Annotated in this window: 14 protein-coding genes; 13 read left to right on the top strand and 1 reads right to left on the bottom strand. The window is 38.2% G+C overall.

Annotation, left to right across the window (positions count from 1 at the left end; genetic code table 11):
* Positions 1-7: 7 nt before the first annotated feature.
* The gene (locus tag ABIB30_RS03735) at positions 8-805 is read left to right on the top strand and encodes an NIPSNAP family protein (protein ID WP_354299413.1); all 798 of its coding nucleotides are present in this window, start codon (positions 8-10) and stop codon (positions 803-805) included.
* 13 nt (positions 806-818) lie between these two features.
* Here the strand turns inward: ABIB30_RS03735 and ABIB30_RS03730 are convergent, their stop codons facing one another.
* Complete coding sequence (locus ABIB30_RS03730) at positions 819-1,559, bottom strand: LytR/AlgR family response regulator transcription factor (RefSeq protein ID WP_354299412.1); 741 nt, start codon at positions 1,557-1,559, stop codon at positions 819-821.
* 377 nt (positions 1,560-1,936) lie between these two features.
* Here ABIB30_RS03730 and ABIB30_RS03725 point away from each other — a divergent pair, with 377 nt between their 5' ends.
* The 12 genes from ABIB30_RS03725 to ABIB30_RS03670 all read left to right on the top strand — a co-directional run bounded on the left by ABIB30_RS03725 (position 1,937) and on the right by ABIB30_RS03670 (position 20,244).
* On the top strand, positions 1,937-5,173 hold the full coding sequence (locus ABIB30_RS03725; protein WP_354299411.1) for a lantibiotic dehydratase: 3,237 nt from the start codon (positions 1,937-1,939) through the stop codon (positions 5,171-5,173).
* Between the two features lie 65 nt (positions 5,174-5,238).
* Positions 5,239-5,421: a class I lanthipeptide gene (locus tag ABIB30_RS03720; protein ID WP_354299410.1), complete on the top strand. Its 183-nt coding sequence runs from the start codon at positions 5,239-5,241 to the stop codon at positions 5,419-5,421.
* A 140-nt stretch (positions 5,422-5,561) separates the two neighbouring features.
* A complete protein-coding gene (locus tag ABIB30_RS03715; protein ID WP_354299409.1) occupies positions 5,562-6,896 on the top strand; it encodes a S41 family peptidase in 1,335 nt (444 codons plus the stop codon).
* Between the two features lie 395 nt (positions 6,897-7,291).
* A complete protein-coding gene (locus tag ABIB30_RS03710; RefSeq protein ID WP_354299408.1) occupies positions 7,292-7,942 on the top strand; it encodes a sensor histidine kinase in 651 nt (216 codons plus the stop codon).
* A 13-nt stretch (positions 7,943-7,955) separates the two neighbouring features.
* Positions 7,956-9,089 (top strand): sensor histidine kinase, encoded by a 1,134-nt coding sequence (locus tag ABIB30_RS03705; RefSeq protein ID WP_354299407.1) that lies wholly within the window; start codon positions 7,956-7,958, stop codon positions 9,087-9,089.
* A 630-nt stretch (positions 9,090-9,719) separates the two neighbouring features.
* Positions 9,720-9,878 (top strand): hypothetical protein, encoded by a 159-nt coding sequence (locus ABIB30_RS03700; RefSeq protein WP_354299406.1) that lies wholly within the window; start codon positions 9,720-9,722, stop codon positions 9,876-9,878.
* A 197-nt stretch (positions 9,879-10,075) separates the two neighbouring features.
* Positions 10,076-11,074, top strand: a complete 999-nt coding sequence (locus tag ABIB30_RS03695) for a sterol desaturase family protein (RefSeq protein WP_354299405.1) — start codon at positions 10,076-10,078, stop codon at positions 11,072-11,074.
* A 134-nt stretch (positions 11,075-11,208) separates the two neighbouring features.
* Positions 11,209-14,373 carry a SusC/RagA family TonB-linked outer membrane protein gene (locus ABIB30_RS03690; protein ID WP_354299404.1) on the top strand — a complete coding sequence of 1,055 codons (3,165 nt, stop codon included), beginning with the start codon at positions 11,209-11,211 and terminating at the stop codon, positions 14,371-14,373.
* A gap of 6 nt (positions 14,374-14,379) precedes the next feature.
* Positions 14,380-15,936 (top strand): RagB/SusD family nutrient uptake outer membrane protein, encoded by a 1,557-nt coding sequence (locus ABIB30_RS03685; protein ID WP_354299403.1) that lies wholly within the window; start codon positions 14,380-14,382, stop codon positions 15,934-15,936.
* 18 nt (positions 15,937-15,954) lie between these two features.
* Positions 15,955-17,526, top strand: coding sequence for an arylsulfatase (locus tag ABIB30_RS03680; RefSeq protein ID WP_354299402.1), 1,572 nt, complete (start codon positions 15,955-15,957; stop codon positions 17,524-17,526).
* A 2-nt stretch (positions 17,527-17,528) separates the two neighbouring features.
* A complete protein-coding gene (locus tag ABIB30_RS03675; RefSeq protein ID WP_354299401.1) occupies positions 17,529-18,419 on the top strand; it encodes a rhodanese-like domain-containing protein in 891 nt (296 codons plus the stop codon).
* Complete coding sequence (locus ABIB30_RS03670) at positions 18,412-20,244, top strand: arylsulfatase (protein ID WP_354299400.1); 1,833 nt, start codon at positions 18,412-18,414, stop codon at positions 20,242-20,244. Before ABIB30_RS03675 ends, ABIB30_RS03670 begins: the two co-directional genes overlap by 8 nt.
* The last annotated feature ends 5 nt before the right edge of the window (positions 20,245-20,249 follow it).

Below are 20,249 nucleotides of genomic sequence, written 5' to 3'. Positions count from 1 at the left end.
TCATTGTATGAAAAGACGTTCGTTCGTAAAAGCCTCCCTGATGACTGGTACTGCTACAATTATATCTCCTGTGCTAAGTAAAGCTGTAATTAAAGACAATCAGCATGAAGCTGCTGAATTTTATGAATTAAGAGTTTATACTTTGAAAAATGATATTCAACAGAAATTGGTGGAAGATTTCTATAGTCAGGCAGCTATACCTGCGTTTAATAGGTTAGGGGTTAAAAACGTTGGTGTTTTTACTGAGTTAAAACCAGAAGGCCAGAGCAGGTTATTCGTGTTAATTCCTTATCATAGCCTTGTCCATTTCAATGAAGTTATTGTAAAACTGGAACAGGATAAAGTATTTCAGCAAAAGGGTTCTCCATATTTGACCGCTCCGGCTACAGCTCCTGCTTATATACGTATTGAAAGTTCCATAATGAAGGCGTTTGCACATGCTCCGAAAATGGTGGTTCCTCCAAATCAGTCCCGTATTTTTGAACTGCGTCAATATCAAAGTGCGAGTGAAGCTGCAGGGAAAAAGAAGATTGAAATGTTTAATGATCAGGGGGAGATTGATATTTTTAAGCGCTTAGGCTTTAAGCCAGTGTTCTGGGGCGAAACAGTCATCGGGCCGTTAAGACCTAATTTGACCTATATGGTAACTTTTGATGATCAGGAAGCTAAAGCGGCACATTGGAAGTCTTTTGTAGATGACCCGCAATGGAAAAAGATAAGTACAGTTGAGGGTTATTCAGATGCTTTGCTGGTGAATAAAATCACTTCGACTTTGTTATTGCCTTCAGTTTATTCACAGATATAAGTATCATTAATTTCTATTTCTTTTTGCCCACTGTTAAAGTCCTGTTTTTTACAAAAGAGATGAATTTTTCACCATAAGATTCTCCTATTTTGATAAATAAATCGCCTTCCATCTTTAAATTAGGACCATTAATTGTTTTAATGTGCCGCATTGAAATGATGAAGCTACGGTGTACCTGGATGAAATTATTATTATCTTCTAGTAAAGTTTTCATATCACTCAGCTTCAAATAAGCTACAATTTCGGCTTTTTCGGTATAGATTTTAATGTAATTATGGAGACTTTCAATAGCGATAACTTCATTGAAGTTTATTTTTGTTGTGTTCAGGTCTTCACTTTTATTTTTCACAAAGAAAAAATCGTGGTCATCTTTTGATTTTTCCTCATTGACGGGTTCTTCATCGGGGAAAAGCTTTTTAATTAATGAGGTGAATTTTAGTATTGTAAAAGGTTTTAACAAAAAGCCATCAGCATGTACTTGAAAAGCTTCATATGCATATTGCATGTGTCCGGTAATGAAAATCAGCTTTTTAGTTTTACCAATTAATTCCCTGGATAATTCCAACCCGGAAATAACTGGCATTTCGATATCCATGATGATCAAATCAATAGGGACTTTAGTCGTAATGTTATTTAAAGCAACTACAGGGTTGGAATAAGACTCTACCAGATTTAAATTGGGAATAGAATCAATATATGTTTTTAATAATTCAATGGTATGAATCTCATCCTCAATTATTATACAATTATACATGGTAGTTGATCTTTTGGGTGGTAGTTAATACGAAAGTAACATTTTATTGAGGAATAAAATGGGGTTAAGCAGTAAAAAGTATAGTTTGAGCAAGCTTAATTGGGGTTACAGATAATATGCTTTAGGTTAATAATACTTAATATTATTTTTGGTTTAATTAATATGTCTGAAGGTTAAGTGACCGGGCTTAAAATTCATTTTATTGATTATTAGTTAAAGTATAATAGAAAAGCAATTTGTTAATCAATGTTAACTTCATTAGATTTTAGCGACATTTGCCTTAAAATATGCTCTCTTTATTTATACTCAGAGGTGTGTTTAATTCTTTTGGGAGCATGTTTTAAGGTTAATGTAATTTACTTAGGAGGTCATCGGAATTGATAGAGATAACAAATACCCACACTTTTGATCAGCGCTTAATTCTTCGGACCCCAATATATTCTTTGCCTGACTTTGATAAAAGCTTTGTAATAGAAAAATTGATCTGTGACCCGGTCTTTTTAGAGGCCATATATATCGCTTCTCCAAGCTTATATAATGCTTGTCTTAAATATAGGAGCGGATTGATTTTAGTAGAGAAAGAAATCTTAAAATTTAAGTATTCGCTTTACAAATACTACTCCAGAATGCACAATCGGTGTACCCCATTTGGTTTATTTTCTTCTTGCAGACTTACCAAGTGGAAGGAGGGGGAATCTGAAGTTATAATTGATAACAATAATTTAAGCCGCCATACCCGTCTGGATATGCATTATCTGTGTGCATTAGCTGCTTATTTATCGTCACTCGCTGGTGTTAGAGATCAATTACTTTATTTCCCAAACAGTAGTTGGTATGTAATAGGTGAGGATATCCGGTATGTAGAATATAAATATGTAGATGGCAAAAGAGAGCATCAAATTAGTGCTGTAAAGAGTTCAATTTATTTAACAGAGCTTATTGAGGCGGCAAGGCCTGGGCTGACCAGGATTAATCTCATCGCTATTTTAGAAAAAGCTGGTATTCAAACTGACGATGCAGTTAAGTTTATTGATAGTTGTTTAGCTTCCCAGCTTTTAATTCATGAACTTGATCCCGCAGTGACGGGTGATGGGCTACTTACGCAGCTTCTTAAAACGCTTGAAAAATATAATACAGAGGATTTGCAAATCAATAGTATCGTTCTGAAACTTAAAAAAATAGAACAACTGTTAAATAAGTTAGATCTGCAATTAGTTAATCAAATAGCTGATTATCAGGAAATACTAAAAGTGATTGAAACGCTGGATGTTCCATACGAGGCGGGAAAGATATTTCAAACAGATGTAACAGGTATAGCGGCCTCAGAAAGTGGTTTGTCAATTGATTTACAAAAAGAAATTTTGACAGCTCTTGGAATTCTCCATCAAATGAGGAGTAAAAAACAGACGCATTTAGTGTCATTCACAAAACGTTTTTATGAACGTTACGGTGAGCAGGAGATGCCTCTTTTGGAAGTTCTGGACACTGAAACAGGGATTGGTTACGTGCCTGGTAAGCATTTAGTCCCTTCACCTATTTTAGAAGGACTTTATTTAGCTGAAACGGATGAAATACAAATGCTTGAATGGGGTAAATGGGAGCAAAACTTGCAAAAAAAATGGTTAAAGGCTTATAAATCAGATCAACGCTGCATTGAGATTTCTGAGGATGATATTGAGGATATTATTCCTGCAAATTCATTGTTCCCTTCTGCTGTTCAATTGATGTTTGAAGTCACATTGTCCGGACAAATCTATGTGAAACATGCTGGTGGAACAAGCCCTGTCAATATGATTGCTCGTTTTGCGCAATCTGATCCGGAACTTACTAAACTGGCCTCTGATCTGATTAAAGCTGAGCAAAACAATACACCAGGAGTGCTTTTTGCAGAAATTGTGCATCTTCCTGAAGGAAGGGTAGGAAATGTTCTACAGCGCCCTGCTTTCAGAAATTACGAAATACCTTATCTGGCTAAATCTTTATTACCAGAAAATCAACAGATACGTGTTCAGGACCTGTTGATATCTTATAAGAACGGAAAAATTGTCTTGTATTCGAAAAATCTGAATAAAATAATTATTCCACGATTAAGTAATGCTCATAATTTTGGCGTAAACGCTTTGCCGGTATATCATTTCCTTTGTGATCTTCAGGATCAGGATCAGCTTACTGATTTAAGATTTAATTGGGGGAGCCTCCGGCAACAATATCGTTTTTTACCACAGGTAATTTTTAAGAACATTATATTACAGCGCGCTAGCTGGATCTTTCAGGAGCAGGACATTCAAAATCTGCTTCAAAAAAGCATAACTCTCTTTCGGGAATTGCTTCTTAATTTTATACAAGAATATAATTTACCTCAAAAAGTTTTTCTTGCAGATGGTGATAATGAGTTGCTTATCAATTTTGAGGCCTGTGAAGAAACCCATCATATTTTTGAACTGCATTTAAAGGGCAGAAGACAATTCATTTTCAAAGAATACTTGCAACCAGCTCACTTAGTGAAAAATTTAGATAAGGAACATTACATGCATGAGTTTCAGGCTTTTATTACAGTGAAACCTGACCTTAATGTGAAATTGCCGACACAGAAAGGGGATTTGTCTACAGATAAGGATGATTTACCTATACATAAAGGTGATTTATCTATAAATAAAGATGATTTATTTATACATGAGGATGATTTACCTATACATGAAAAAATGACTGCAACAGCCTGCGATACTGATACTGAATGGATATATTATAAGCTTTATTGCGGGGTGCGTAATGCTGATGTATTACTTGCAAATCCTATCAAAGCATTGACTGCGCATTGTGAAAAAAAGGGCTGGATTAAAGAGTGGTTTTTTATCCGGTATACTGATAGCGATTTTCATATCAGGCTTCGCTTAAAATTAAGTGACATAAAGTGGCTGCCATATCTTACCAGGGTATTTCATAACACATTTAAGCCTTATAGAAAAACTGGTTTTCTCTGGAAAATAATGACTGATAGTTATCATCCGGAATATGGCCGGTATGGTATCAATACATTAGCGCTCGCTGAAAAGTTCTTTTATTATGATAGTATTGCTTTCCTGGGTTTTCTTGAGCAAAGTTCGGGTGATGAAAGAGAAAATCTTCGCTGGCAATATGCAATTCTTTCTATTGATACCTTGCTTGAAGCTTTTGAATTTACAACAGAACCTAAACTTGAATTTATGAGGAACCTCAAAGAGGCATTTGCTTTAGAATTTAAGTTTGGAACAGAACAAAGGAAACAACTTGCCAAATCTTTCAGGGAAAAGAAAAGTCAAATTTACGCTTCATTAAGTGTACAGCAGCCAGATGATCAATTTTACCAGTTTTATCTGATTTTGAGACGACGAACTGAGCAGATTGATCCAATAATCAGGCAGCTCAGGGAAATGGAAATGAACGGAACATTAAAGGTTTCAATCGTGGATTTGTTAAGTAGTTATATACATATGCTGGTCAACCGTATTATTCCCGAATTTTCAAGACTTCATGAAGCTGTGATCTATGATTTTTTATATCAATATTATAGGAGTGTACGGGGAATGAAAAACAGAGTTCAGGGAGAACTTAGTAAGGGACAAATAATTGTGTAGTTCTGCATTGTAATTGTTGCGTATTAAAAAAAGTAAATTATATATTTAGAAAATCTAACAATCTTATGAAGAAAAAGGAAAAAAATACCGGCAAATCGTTGTCATTTGAAAAAACGGTTATCGTATCACTTGGCAAAAAAGAAATGATGAAGATTAAAGGGGGGATTAAGGGTGCAGATCGTAATGTGAATACTAATGATGGTGACTCAGGCCGTACAACTTGTGAAACAGTTCAGAGTACTGGTTAGGCAGAAAATTTAATTTGCTGATGAACCGATTATATAATATCAACTACACCAAAGTGAAGAGAATACTTATACTGATTTTAGTTTTATTGCCCTTTTTATCTAATGCCCAAACCTGTAATTGTAATGCTCATTTTAAATCTTTGGTTGAGAAAATAAAGAATAATTATGTTGGTTATAAGGATAAAGTAAATGCTTCAAATCAAAAGCAGTTTGGCGTTTTTACGGATAGTTTACAGAAAATTGCTAAATCATCCGATAAAATGAATTGTTTTGATATTTGTGCGGAATGGTTGTCTTTTTTCAAAGATGAGCATATAGGGCTATCTTTTACGCCTGGAAAAGCTACAAAAGAAGAAGTTAATGATTTTTTTTCTACGACAGAAAAGACATCCTGGAATGAAAGTACTTTAGATGCCTATTTTGTTCGTCACAAGGGAAGTTTAGATAGTATAGAAGGATACTGGACTTATGCTCCTGATACTTATAAGATAGGCATCGTAAAAGATAGTATCCAGGGTGGGTTTGTTGGCTTTATTGTTCGAACCAATGTTCCTACCTGGGAGAATCAGCAAGTAAAGCTCAGGATAAAAAAGGTAAAAGATAATTATGAGCTTATTTATTTCAGAGGAATAGACCATGGAAAAAAATTCCCATGGTTAGTTGTGGATAAAGACAGTCTGGAGCTTGGTTATTTTGGCGTATGGTATAAGAGCAAGTTTTTCACGAACAAAGACGAACCCAGAACTTTAGTTAAAAAGTCTTTATTGCCATCGTTTAAAGTACTGGATAAGGAAACTAATCTCTTGGTAATCCCTAGTTTTTCTTTTAAATATAAAAAAGAAGTAGACAGTATTTTGAAGAAAAATAAAGGTTTGCTGGAAACGAGTAAGCATCTGATCATTGATATCCGTAATAATGCGGGGGGACTAACTGGTACCTTTGAGCAATTACTACCTTATGTGTATACCAATCCAATTTATACTGATGGTGGAGTGGTATGGGCAACTCCGGATAATATTAAGAATGGATACGATACTGATATTTCGGGTTTTCCTGAGCAGACTCAAAAGAAATTCAGGGAAGAGACCGAACAATTAAAGGCACATGTTGGTGAATATTATCCGCTTTACCGTGGAGATACTATTGAATTTTCTCAGGTATTAAAGAATCCACAACGTATCTCTGTATTGATGAATAGAGGAAGCGCCAGTGCTGCGGAGCATTTTATTCTAAGAGCTGAGCAAAGTAAAAAAGTTACGTTGTTTGGGCAGAATAGTGCGGGAGCTATTGATTATACTGAAATTGTGAGTGGAAAAATTCCATGTAGTTATTTTACTGTTCAATATCCGGCATTCAGGTCAGATAGGATAGAAAAACGTCCGTTAAATAATATTGGGATAGCTCCTGATATTGTGATCCCGCATCATACTCCGGATTGGGTTGAATTTGTACGAACTTATAAACCTGCCAATTGAAACATTCAATAGATTATAAACTAATATCTTATCATATAATATTCTGGATATTCCAAATTATTTTCAATAGGTATGATTCTATTTTTCATCCTGGTGATAATTATTTGATGGTGTGGGTTGATATTTTATGTGCGCAGGGAACAAATATAGTTTTGGTTTATCTCATTATATTCTTGTGTTCGAGATATACTGTACCTATAAAGATTGTCCCGTTGACTATTGGTATTATAATACTCTATTGTTGGTATTTCCTGATGTGGTATGAAATAAGTTTTGCGCTCAGACCATTCCTGAATAACACGCCGGTACCCAAATTTAATTTCCTGTATCAGGTTGTAATTGTTTTTTGGGTATTTGTTAAGTTCGCTTTTTTTGGCTTTGGGTATGCAATTTGCATGAAGGTAATTAAACGGGAAAAGAATATGGCAATGATAGAAAAGGGGAAAATTGAAGCTGAGTATGCGTTTCTCCGGGCGCAGATCAATCCACATTTTTTGTTTAATACATTGAGTTTATTTTACGCAAAATCATTACCCTTATCTGAAGAACTGTCGGATGGAATTGTAACTTTATCTCAAATTATGCGCTATTCTCTGGAAAAGAATGAACACAGTAAAATGGTCTTGCTTTCTGATGAATTGGAACACGTAAACAATGTGATTAAAATTAATCAGATGAGGTTTAGTAACCAGTTACAAATTGACCTTAAAATTGAAGATACTTTTCCTTCAATTCAGATTGTTCCACTGATCATTATAACTATTGTAGAAAATGTATTAAAGCATGGGGATTGTACACTGGCTAAAGACCCTGCTGTAATTCACCTGTTCAATTCTGAAGATGGATATTTTATTCATTTATATACCTACAACAGAAAGAAAAAAACATTGATAAAAAGCGTGAATGGAATAGGAATGGAAAACATTAAAAAGCGTCTTGATTATCATTATGGTGATAATTATGAACTCATCGTCGATAATAATGACGATTTTTACATGTTGAAACTCAAATTACCGGTTTTCCACCAGGCTGATTTTTACTCTTAATTGCAAGCGGCTTATGCAGATACCTATAAGACACCGTTTAATATTTTATCATTTCATTTTTTGGGTGATTTATTTTTCTTTGTATTCAGCTAATGAATTTGTAAATATTCCTAAAACGTATTTCTTCAGTTTAATAGATATCTTAGTTACACAAGTCCCTAACTTAATTGTTGTTTATCTAAGTATTTACCTGTTTTTAAAGTATACTATTCCAAATAAACCTATTGCATTAACTATTGGTATTTTATTAATTCACACCATTAATTCTATTGATTGGTATATAGTGGAGAATCATATCACGCCATTCATTGAAGTCAATCCGGGACCTGGAATACCACCTCAGGGATTTTATGCTGTACAGTCGTCTGTAGCGTACCTTACAATGAAGTATGTGATGTTTGGTTTTGCCTACGCTTTTGCTGTGAAGATGATCAGACATGAAAGAAAGCGCAACCGGCTGGAAAAGGAAAGACTTGAAGCAGAATATGCATTTCTGCGTGCACAAATTAATCCGCATTTTTTAAACAATACATTGAATTTCTTTTACGCAAAGGCTTTGCCTTTATCAGATGGGCTGTCAGACGCCATTATGACCTTATCCCAAATTATGCGGTATTCGCTGGATAGGAATGAGGGGAACCGAATGGTCATGCTTTCTGACGAACTCGTACACGTACGAAACGTGATTAAGCTAAATCAAATGAGGTTTAGCAACCGTTTACAAATCGACCTTGATTTTGGAATTACATCTTCATCAATTCAAATTGTTCCATTGGTTATTATCACCATTGTAGAAAATATTCTAAAACATGGTAATTGTACATTGCCAGATGATCCGGCAAAAATTCAGCTGTCAATTTCTGAAGATGGATGTTTTATTTTGCTGAATACTTACAATAAAAAGAGTGAGTGGGCACCTGAGCATTCCAGTGGTATAGGTGTCGAAAATATCAGGAAACGTATTGCTCATCATTACAGGAATGATTATCAATTAATTATTGATAACAATGCTGTTTTTTATTCCTTGTCACTTAAGTTACCTGTTTTTCATAAAGTTGAGTTTTATACTTCACAAGATGACCAGCTTAGTACTGAAAAGGTTGAATGGGCCAAATTATTTGCAAAAAAGAAACTTAACCTTTCTTAATCAGCAGGCTTAAAAAAAACAGGGGGCTGTTCGGAAAATTCAGAAACTTATTATTTTCATGATCTTCCGGACAGCCCCCAGGGTATTAATAACTGAACCAGGTGAAATTTGGCGTTGGACCCAATTCAATCTTGTCATTTAAACCTTTTGTAAATATAAATAAATACCGTCAGGAATGCTAATTCCCACAATTTCAAATTAATTCTACTAATATTATAGATTTAATTGTATTTGTGATTTCCATATTATATATTTGTATTAACAGTCTACAAAACAGCATATAACCAATGTTAAATTTAAAATTACATATCGGTTTTAAACGGAATTTTGCTAATGAGAACCTCGTGTTTTTTTATCATGCAGGATCCTATTGTTGTTGCTGCTAAAGAAGTCTAATCTCTATGGACAGCAGGCTAATCTCTTAAACCGGGACTAGTTTATTTAATAAAAGAACAGGAGTTCAATTGGCGTTGGTACTGTTCGATCTTGTCATTTAAAGAAAAATCATCATGCAATCTCTTTTGGGATCCGTTCAGGAATTCTATTGCCTTTTTATATTCCCTTTAACCAGCATATTCATGCTGCAGCCAGGAAGGGAGATGAGCTATTTCACACCTAAAATCACATCATATGACCATTTCAGACTTACAATTAATTGGAAAGAAGGTCGCAGTAGGCATTGTCGTCGCTACAGTCCCGCTCGTCATTCTATTAGGAGGGCTATGGCTCATCCAGAAAGTTTTATCGGACAATCCTTCGTCTCCATCTACCATTACTCAGCTTAAATAATTTAGTATGAAAATTGAAGAATCTGTAAAGCGAAGAATCATTAAGAATGTATTCGTTAGCTTGTTTATCTATGCTCTGCCCATTTTATTGATGTTTTTTACATTTTATTTTACGGGTCAGCGGCCCTGGTTAAAGAAGGCTCATCAAACCAGTCAAATTTCAAAACAACAATAATCAACCAACCTAAACCAATCACAATGATAAAAATTATAGAGCAAGTCCTGGATAACCTGAATGGTTACGGACTAAGTGTACTGGTACTCTTTTTAGGGATACTGGAATTTTCTTTCGGATTATATAAAAAACGTTGGAATAAAAATGAAAAGTTCGTCGATATTGCCTGTTTCGTCCTGCCCAAAATAGTGATCAGGCCAGCTATCGCTTATTTCGGCCTTAAATTTCTGCCTGCTGTAATTCCAGCATTCAGCAATCAATTTGACTGGGTGTCTTTTGGCTGGGGAGTGTTGATTATCGCTATAGCAGATGACCTGACTCAATATTGGTATCACCGTTTACACCATGAGATTCCATGGTTATGGCGTTTTCACCGTACCCATCATTCTGCTCCATATATGGGTATGGCTATGGCAAGCAGACAAAATGCAATTTATACATTGTTCTTTTCTCAGACCTATGTCACTACAATTCTGGTTTACCTGGGTTTAGGCACACCAAGAATTGTAGTTGGCGCTATCAAAAGTACAATTACCACGCTCGCACATTCCAGTATTCCATGGGATAAGCCTTTCTATAAATACAAAGTATTGCATCCGTTGGCCTGGGTTTTAGAACGCTTAATTTCTACACCAGCCACACATCATGCGCATCATGCGGCTACCACAGATGATGGAGTAGGGTACTATAAAGGGAATTTTGGAAATATGTTCTTTTTATGGGATATCATATTTGGAACCGCACATATTTCCAGACAATATCCAGAAGTTTATGGCATCTCACATTATGAAGAAGATCCCTGGTATGCGCAGTTGTTATGGCCAATTTTCAAATCGAATGTTGTGGGAAGTGAATTGGCAGCTGACGGGCCGATGGTAAAACAGGATATCCCTATCCAAAAACACGTGGAGCAGCACCATGAACTTACCCCTTTACCGGAACCAAATGCTGTAGCTGCGCATAGAGAAGAAGAGCAGCAGGTTTTAAAAGAAATAACCTTACAAGCAGGGGCAAATTTTTAATTCACCCGTAAACTCTTAAAGATGAATTGTTTATACTAAAAATCAGCCTTAACCCCAGGGATTAATTTAATAAGTACAGGAAGTCAATTGGCGTTGGACCTGCTTATCTCTAGTCATTTTTAAACCATACTAATATGCAAAATCTTGCTAAAGCCGGGGAGAGTTATGTCCCGGCTTTAATCTATACGGCAATCAATAATATTGCCGGTTTTATTCTTAAAAAACGAGTTCAAACCTATCAATTTATACTATTTATACTTTTTTTACAACTGATCACTCCTTTAATAACTTTGGCACAGGACAATCAGCCATTGATCAATTCAACACTTGTTGGCCGGGTGCTGGACGATAAAACTAAAGAAGCTTTACCCGGTGTTCTGGTACAAATCAAAGGGACTACCCATAAAGTAGCGACCGATGATAAAGGCAGATTCAATTTTAAAACAGGTCAGAAATTCCCATATACGCTGATCATCAGCTTTATCGGCTACGAAAAGTTAGAGTTGAATGTAGATGGCAGTCCTGTTGAAATCTTGCTGAAAGAAGCAACTAACAATTTGAATGATGTAGTGGTAGTTGGTTACGGAACACAGCGGCGAAAAGACATTACCGGATCTGTAGCTTCCATTAAGCTGGAAGAAGTTAAGGGACAACCTGTAAGTTCTCCGGAACGTTTGCTTCAGGGATCGATTCCAGGAGTTCAGGTTACACAATCCACAGGACAACCGGGTGGGGGAGTAAGCGTGCAGGTGAGAGGCACAGCTTCACTAACAGCTGGTTCACAACCCTTATATGTGATAGATGGTTTTCCTTTTTATAACGATGAGAAGCTGGCAGATGCAGGCGTGACCAGCGGACCTAAAATTAACTTGCTTTCTTCCATAAATCCCGGAGACATAGAATCCATTGATGTCTTAAAAGACGCTTCCTCGACAGCGATTTACGGCTCAAGAGGAGCAAACGGAGTGATCATCATCAATACTAAAAAAGGAACCGCTGGAAAGTCATCTATCAACTTTGATAGCTATTATGGTACTCAGGAAGTGGTGAAAACGATTCCGCTGCTCAATGCTTCAGAGTGGGGGCAGCTTAGGAACGATGCCTTGGTTAATGCTGGGAAAGCACCTTTTTATACACAAGCACAGATCGATGCGTTAGGAGTTGGAACAGATTGGCAGGCTGCTGCTTTTCGCAAGGCTGCTATTCAGAGTCACAACCTGTCGATTTTAACAGGTACGGAGAAAACCAAATTTGCAATTTCAGGGAACTATTTTAAACAGGATGGTGTATTGCAGAATACTGGCTTTACGCGTTATTCTGGTCGTTTGAATGTGGAACATCAATACAATGAACGGCTAAAAATTGTGTCTTACATTGCAGGGAGCAGTTCAAAAGCCCAGGTTGCACCACAATCTGTTGTACCAAATCTGCTGTTGATGACTCCCGCAGTTCCGGTTTATAATCCAGATGGCTCCTTCTATTTGAAAAGTCCGTTTGAAGGGACTTATGGAAATCCGATCAATACATTATACAATCAGCTGAATGAAACCCGGACTAATTTGGTGTTGGGAAATGCCTCCGCTGATTATCGGATTATTGATGGGTTGCAAGCCAAAGTTGCTGCTGGTGTATTGATTGTAGACAATAAGCAGAACCGTTACCTTCCTTCAACAGTTTATGAGGGAAGCGGGACCTCTGGTCTTGCCCAGATCGGTACACTATTTACTACCCGCTGGCTTAATGAAAATACCCTGAACTATACCAAACAGTTCAATAATGATCATAATATCAATGTGTTGGTTGGTTATACACAAGAATCTGCAGTGACCAAAGGCTCTATTGCGGGAGCTGCTGGCTTTGCAACCGATGAAACCAGTTACAATGATCTTTCTTCTGGAATTATCTCTCAAACACCTTTTTCTTCTTCTTATGCTACCGCATTAAGATCTTTTCTGGCCAGAGCAAATTATGGGTACAGGAACAAATACCTGCTGACTTTAACTTTGAGGGCCGATGGTTCGTCGCGTTTTGCAGATGGGCATCAATGGGGGACTTTTCCTTCTGCGGCATTAGCCTGGAATGCGACTGAAGAAGATTTTTTGAAAGGTAACCGGGTAATCACTAATTTGAAAGTCCGTTTTAGTGCAGGTGTAACTGGTAACCAGGAAATTCCGCCATACCAGTCTTATTCCAGAGAAACCTTTTATCGTTATAATTTTAACGGGAGTAACGCCTCTGGTTATGCACCGGGTACAAATGCAAATCCTAACCTGACCTGGGAGAAGACTGCGCAGTATAATCTTGGAATTGATCTGGCATTATTTAACAGCAGGATTAACGTGGTTGCAGATGTTTATTATAAGAAAACTACCGACCTGTTATATAATATTACAGTACCTGCAACGAGCGGACTACTTGACTTCACCACACTTCAAAGCCAGATTTATCAGAATATTGGTGCTGTACAGAATAAAGGTTTTGAGCTGGGTATCAATACCAAAAACCTGGTTGGAGACTTTAAATGGTCTACGAACCTGATATTTGCAATTAACAGGAACAAAGTACTGAGCCTGGATAATGTAAACCAGTTGATTCCTGATAGCGCTCTGCCATCTGTTGCGGCAGTAGGTTATCCGATCGGGTCGTTTATTGTTTACAAAACTGATGGACTGATTCCTGCAGGAACCCCTCCCGCACAAGCTTTAACTCCCTCAGGTAATAAAACAGCTGGTGGTCAGCAATATGTCGACAAAAATGGGGATGGTAAAATTACGCAGGCAGGAGATCGCTATATTATTGCTAATCAACCCTTATTTACAGGTGGAATCACGAATAATGTGAGCTACAAAGGTTTCGATCTGTCCGTGTTTTTTCAGACCTCTTACGGAAATAAACTATACAATCAGAACAATGGGACTTTAGAGCTGGGCACAGGTTATACGAATGCTCCGCGCACTTTGCTGAACCGTTATACAGCGACCAATACCAACACTGATGTCCATAATGCCTATACTGATCCGGCGGTTACAATTTCTGACCGCTTTATTGAAGATGCTTCTTACCTGCGCTTGAAAAATGTAACGTTTGGCTATACTATACCCCATAAAATATTGAATAAGGCGGGGATAAAATCGGTGAGGTTTTATGTTTCTGCACAGAATTTATGGACCTGGACCAAGTATACAGGATATGACCCTGAGGCAAATTACAATGGACAATCTGCGATCAATTCGGGCGTAGACAATGGTGTTTATCCAAATAGTAAAACCATCATGGGTGGGGCTACACTTTCCTTTTAAGCTGATATGATGAAGAAAACTATAACCTATTTTATGCTGACTTTAACCCTTGGGGTGATAAGTTCATGCGCTAAACTGAAAGAGAATCCGGATTCTTTTATTCCTGCAAATGACTACTATAAAACCAAGGCAGATGCAATTAATGCAGTGAATGCTGCTTACTTTCTTTTAAACTCTGGCGGCTCTGCTGTGCAAACGCCGTATAATACGCTATTTGCAACAGGTATGGACTTTATGTCTGATGATATTGATCCGGGCCCTGGTGCCACTAATGCAGATGTACGCTCACAAGCTGTGCTCAATCATTCCTCAACAGGGCTCAGGGTGTTGCAATTGTGGCAGCAGCATTACGCTGGAATAAAAAAAGCGAATATTGCGATTGATAAAGTTCCTGGAATATTGGACGCAGCTTTAACAGATGACCTTAAGAAAAGGTTGGTTGGAGAAGCTAAATTACTCCGGGCTTTATATTATTTTAACCTGGTCCGTTTGTTTGGGCCTGTTCCTTTGATTTTACATGATCAGGATGGAGTGACCATCGTAGACTTTGCGATAGAACAAACACCGGTTGCCGGAGTTTACGCACAGATTGAAAAAGATTTGGTAGATGCTGCATCGGCCTTGCCAGCTTCTTATACTGGTGCAGACTTGGGAAGAGCAACCGCGGGGGCTGCAAAATCGATCCTGACAAAGGTTTATTTGACGCAAGGAAAATGGACTGAGACGGTTTTAAAAGCTGAAGAGGTAACTGGTGGATATCCTTATAGTCCGGGTTCAAGTCCTTATAAATACGATCTTTTTGCTGATTATTCGCAGGTATTTCTTCCTGCTTTTAAAAATGGGAAAGAGCATATTTTATCCGCGCAATTTAAATCTAATTCTCTGGGACAAGGGAATAATCAGGCCCCAAGGGGAGCACGTTCGGGAGTTCCGGGTATGGTAGGCTCTTATGCCGATCAAGTGAGGTTTTATACGCAGGGAACGGATAAGAATTTTAGTATTTATAAACTGTATAATGCCAATGACCGCAGAAAGAGAAACGGGACTTTTGTTACCCGGTTTTTAGGTTCCGATGGGAAATGGTACGGAGATTTGGTGGATAAATCTATTCCTGGTGACTCCATTCCTTATCTGAACAAATACTGGGACCCAACGCAAGTGGCTAATCTAAGTGAATCTGCTGCTAATGTGCCTATTATCAGGTTTTCTGAAGTGTTGTTGATTTTAGCAGAAGCCGAAAATGAAGCTAACGGGCCTTCAGCGAAGGCTTATGCAGCCTATAACCGTGTTCGGGAGCGTGCTGGTTTAGCTCCTTTAAGCAATTTGTCTAAAGATCAATTCAGGGATTCACTCTATCTGGACCGCAGGCTTGAACTGGTTTGGGAGAATCAACGCTGGTTTGACCTGATCAGGGAAAAAGATGCAACAGGGAAGATTATTCTGGAAGATGCACTTAAAAAGGTGGGTAAGACTAATGTATCTGTACCCAAACACTTGCTGTTTCCGATCCCTCAACAGGAAATTGATCTGAACGCAAAACTGAGACAAAATGCCGGCTGGTAAATTATAAATAGGAAAGACATGAAAAATCGTACCGTCATCTTGATTTTATTCTGGGGGATAACTGCCTTGCAAGCCGCGGCGCAGCAATCCAGACCAAATATTGTTGTCATTCTGGCCGATGATTTAGGCTTCTCGGATATTGGTGCATTTGGTGCTGAAATTCATACCCCGGTTTTAGATAAACTGGCAAAACAAGGGTTGGTGATGAGTCAATTTTATAATGCGGCAAGATGCTGTCCGTCAAGGGCGGCCTTGCTTACAGGACTTTATCCGCATCAGGCTGGGGTAGGTGATATGGTGCAAAATAAGGGCTCCGAAGCCTATCAGGGGTTCTTGAATTCCAATTGCGTTACTATGGGAGAGTTATTAAAAGCAGGAGGATATCATACTATTGTTTCAGGTAAATGGCATGTCGGATTATTGCCTTCTGCCTGGGCTGTAAACAGGGGCTTTGACAAATCATTCACCTTGCAGAACAATGGAAGCAGTTATTTTAATTCAAAGCCCTTATACAACGATGGCCGGACAGTCACTTTTTTACTGAATGGTCAAGAAGTTCAGCGTCAGGATACGTCTTTATATCTAACTCAGGCAATTACCAATTTTGCTTTGAAATCTCTGGATGAAATCAAAGATCAGCCTGATCCATTTTTATTATACGTGGCTTATAATGCACCGCACTGGCCTATCCAGGCATTGCCGGAAGATATCGCAAAATATAAGGGCAAATACCTGGAAGGTTGGGATGAATTAAGACAGCGCAGGTATAAAAGGCTGTTGGCTCTTGGGATGATCAAAAAGGAGTGGGCTTTATCCCCGCGTTTTGAAAGTGTAAAGGAATGGAATTCATTGTCTGAACAGGAAAAAGAACACTGGGATACCCGCATGGCAATTTATGCAGCTATGATTGACCGGATGGATGCCGGAATTGGTCAGATACTGGATAAGATCAAACAGCTGAAGAGGGATAAAAATACGCTGATCGTTTTTCTTTCAGATAATGGCGGGAGTGCAGATGAAGTTAAAAATTGGGACTATGTAACACAGAAAAATGGAGTTCCCGGTAGTGTAAACTCAATTGACAGCTATGAGGCACCCTGGGGAAATGCAAGCAATACACCATTCCGGTTATTTAAAAAGAATACGCACGAAGGAGGTATATCCAGCCCTTTTATCGCTTACTTCCCGGGTGTGATTGAAGCGGGCTCCAGTAGTGATAAACCGGCACATTTTATCGATCTGTTGCCCACATTACTGGAGATTTCCGGAATTAAATATCCAGATTCTTTTAAAGGTCATGTGCTGAAGAAGCTTGAAGGACAAAGCTTGGTGGATGTATTTAAAGGAAAGAAAGTACGACGAAATGGTGCCCTTTATTGGGAACATGAAGGGAGCAGGGCAATCAGAGACAAAGACTGGAAACTCGTTGCAGAATTAAATGCACCATGGGAATTATATAACCTTAAAACGGATAGAACTGAGGTACATAACCTGGCCTCCAAATATCCTGACCAGGTGAAACAATTGGAGAAAAAATATCAAATATGGGCAGCAAAAGTTGGTGTCAAAGACTGGAACAAAATCAAATAAATATGAAACAGATAAAACATCTTATTTTAATCGTACTCATTTCGGTATCGGGAATGGTTAAGGCGCAGCAAGTTAAAGCTCAGCAGGTTGAAGTACAGCAGGTTGAAGTACAGCAAGTTGAAGTACAGCAGGTTGAAAATCAGCAAGTTAAAGGTCAACAATTTAAAGTACAACAAGTTAAAGCTCAGCAAGTTGAAGTACAGAAAGTTGAAAATCAGCAAGTTAATGCAGTAGCTGCATCCGGTACAAAGGAATCTTTTTTAACACTGGCCGGATTTGCAGTCAAATCTAAAGTGACCAATGCACAAATCGTAGACGCCAGAACTGCTGAAGAGTTCACTCAGAATCATTTAAAGGGAGCAGTTAACATTGATCCCGCATCAACGGCGTATGCAAAAGCAGTGGATGCACTCATTAAGGACAGGCCCGTTTTTGTTTATTCTATAGGGAATGGACGAAGTGTATCGGTAGCAAAAGAACTAAGATCCAAAGGTTTTAAAGAAGTGCATGTGCTACCTGGTGGGATTGCCAACTGGATTGGTTCAGGGTATCCTATCGTCAGTACAACTGAAAAAGGGCTTTCGCTATCATCAGCGCAGTTTAAAACGCTGACTGGATCTTCTGGATTAGTTTTAGTTGACTTTGGTTCTAAATATTGCGGTGCTTGTAAAAAACTGATTCCAGTATTGGATTCTTTAGAAAAGAAACAAGATTTTAAAACTAAAGTAGTTCGCATTGAAGCTTATGATAATGTTTTGTTGCTTAGGGAATTAAAGGTTAGTCAATTGCCGACCCTGGTCTTGTATCAAGGCGGAAAACAAGTTTGGAAAAAAGCAGGATTATCATCGACAGCAGAAATAGAAAAAATCATAAATACCAAAAGACATGAGTAAGAAACGAATTATTGCTTTGGTTACCATCATGACCGGGCTGGGTTATACGGTTGGGTATGCGCAGAATATTACCCAGCAACAAGAGGTTTTTAAAGGGGTAACCGGCAGGACCCTGGCCGAATCGAAAGAGTCGTGGACCAAGCCACAAACTGCCCCAAAGGGTGCGCCAAACGTGTTATGGGTACTCCTGGATGATGTCGGTTTCGGCGCTACCAGTACCTTGGGAGGAATTATCAATACACCTACTTTTGATACTTTGGCTAATGAAGGATTAAGGTATACTAATTTCCACACCACAGCAATTTGTGCCCCCACACGTTCCGCACTGTTAACTGGCCGGAATAGTCATTCAGTTCATGAAGGTGGTTTTTCTCATATCGCAATGTCGGCTGGTTTTCCAGGTTACGATGGCAGGATTCCATCGGATAAAGGAACTGTAGCCGAGATTCTTCGGGAAAGCGGATATAATACATTTGCAGTTGGAAAATATGGGTTGACCCCGGATGAAGATGCATCAGATGCCGGGCCGTTTGACAGATGGCCACTGGGAAAAGGTTTTGATCATTTCTTCGGCTTTCTAGGTTCAGCTACTGATCAGTATAAGCCTGATTTAGTAGAAGATAACGCGCACGTTAAGCCAGATGGAAGACATTTGAATGAACAAATCACAGACAAAGCGATCAGCTTTATTGACAGGCAGCAACGGGCCAGATCTGGTAAACCTTTCTTCTTGTATTACGCACCCGGTGCAACACATTCCCCTCATCAGGTAGCCACACAATGGAGCGATCTGTATAAAGGTAAGTTTGACAAAGGCTGGGATGTATTCAGAGAAGAAGTATTCAACAGACAAAAGAAATTAGGTATTATTCCTGCAAATGCAGTATTGCCGGAGCGTAATCAGAATATCAAAGCATGGAACAAGCTAACTGACCAGGAACGGAAACTATACACCCGTTTTATGGAAGTTTACGCGGGTTATTTAACTTATACAGATCATGAAGTTGGCAGGCTGATCAACCATTTGAAAGAAATAAAACAGCTTGAAAATACAGTGGTCTTTGTAATTATTGGTGACAATGGCGCTAGTAAAGAGGGGACTTTGAACGGAACGATTGACTTGCCGCGCAATGCTTCCGCAAAACTGACTTTACAAGAATCCCTGAAACACAATACAGAGGTCATCAATGAAATCGGAACGCCAGACGCGATCCAGGGAAATTATCCTTTGGGCTGGGCACAGGCCTTAAATACCCCTTTTAAACAATGGAAACAGGATGCTGATTCTGAAGGAGGTACACGTAATCCATTGATCGTTTATTATCCAAAAGGGATTAAAGATAAAGGGAGTATCCGTACGCAATACAGCCATGTGATTGATCTTTTACCAACTACTTTAGAGTATACAGGAATTAAAGCTCCTGAATATATCAGAGGAATTAAGCAAGATTCTATCCAGGGCACTTCTCTGGTTTATTCTTTCAATGATGCAAAAGCGCCGGCAAGACATCTTGTTCAGCATTATTATATTTTTGGCGCAAGGTCAATTTACAATGATGGGTGGAAGGCTGCTTTACCTTATCACCCTGATTTGATTGATGTAGCGAATAATAAAGAGGGAATTCCGAAAAACTATAAAGAGGAGGTTTGGGAATTGTATAACCTCAAAGAGGATTTTAACGAACGGATCAACCTGGCTAAAAAATACCCGGAGAAACTGGAAGAGCTGAAGGCTTTATTTGAGGTCCAAGCTAAGAAATATAACCTCTATCCGTATATTACCTGGGATGATGTTTATAATGGCAGGATCCATAAAAACTATTAATTTGA

Origin of the sequence: Pedobacter sp. UYP1 (assembly GCF_040547305.1) — a bacterium.
Classification (GTDB): domain Bacteria; phylum Bacteroidota; class Bacteroidia; order Sphingobacteriales; family Sphingobacteriaceae; genus Pedobacter.
Note: the sequence above shows the minus strand (reverse complement) of the source record. Positions and strands in the feature narration are given on the sequence as shown.

Excerpts from the sequence above, each read along its gene's own strand:
- ABIB30_RS03735 (WP_354299413.1), top strand. The coding sequence starts at position 8 with ATGAAAAGACGTTCGTTCGTAAAAGCCTCCCTGATGACTGGTACTGCT.
- ABIB30_RS03730 (WP_354299412.1), bottom strand. The coding sequence starts at position 1,559 with ATGTATAATTGTATAATAATTGAGGATGAGATTCATACCATTGAATTA.
- ABIB30_RS03720 (WP_354299410.1), top strand. The coding sequence starts at position 5,239 with ATGAAGAAAAAGGAAAAAAATACCGGCAAATCGTTGTCATTTGAAAAA.
- ABIB30_RS03710 (WP_354299408.1), top strand. The coding sequence starts at position 7,292 with ATGAAGGTAATTAAACGGGAAAAGAATATGGCAATGATAGAAAAGGGG.
- ABIB30_RS03705 (WP_354299407.1), top strand. The coding sequence starts at position 7,956 with ATGCAGATACCTATAAGACACCGTTTAATATTTTATCATTTCATTTTT.
- ABIB30_RS03700 (WP_354299406.1), top strand. The coding sequence starts at position 9,720 with ATGACCATTTCAGACTTACAATTAATTGGAAAGAAGGTCGCAGTAGGC.
- ABIB30_RS03695 (WP_354299405.1), top strand. The coding sequence starts at position 10,076 with ATGATAAAAATTATAGAGCAAGTCCTGGATAACCTGAATGGTTACGGA.
- ABIB30_RS03690 (WP_354299404.1), top strand. The coding sequence starts at position 11,209 with ATGCAAAATCTTGCTAAAGCCGGGGAGAGTTATGTCCCGGCTTTAATC.
- ABIB30_RS03685 (WP_354299403.1), top strand. The coding sequence starts at position 14,380 with ATGATGAAGAAAACTATAACCTATTTTATGCTGACTTTAACCCTTGGG.
- ABIB30_RS03680 (WP_354299402.1), top strand. The coding sequence starts at position 15,955 with ATGAAAAATCGTACCGTCATCTTGATTTTATTCTGGGGGATAACTGCC.
- ABIB30_RS03675 (WP_354299401.1), top strand. The coding sequence starts at position 17,529 with ATGAAACAGATAAAACATCTTATTTTAATCGTACTCATTTCGGTATCG.
- ABIB30_RS03670 (WP_354299400.1), top strand. The coding sequence starts at position 18,412 with ATGAGTAAGAAACGAATTATTGCTTTGGTTACCATCATGACCGGGCTG.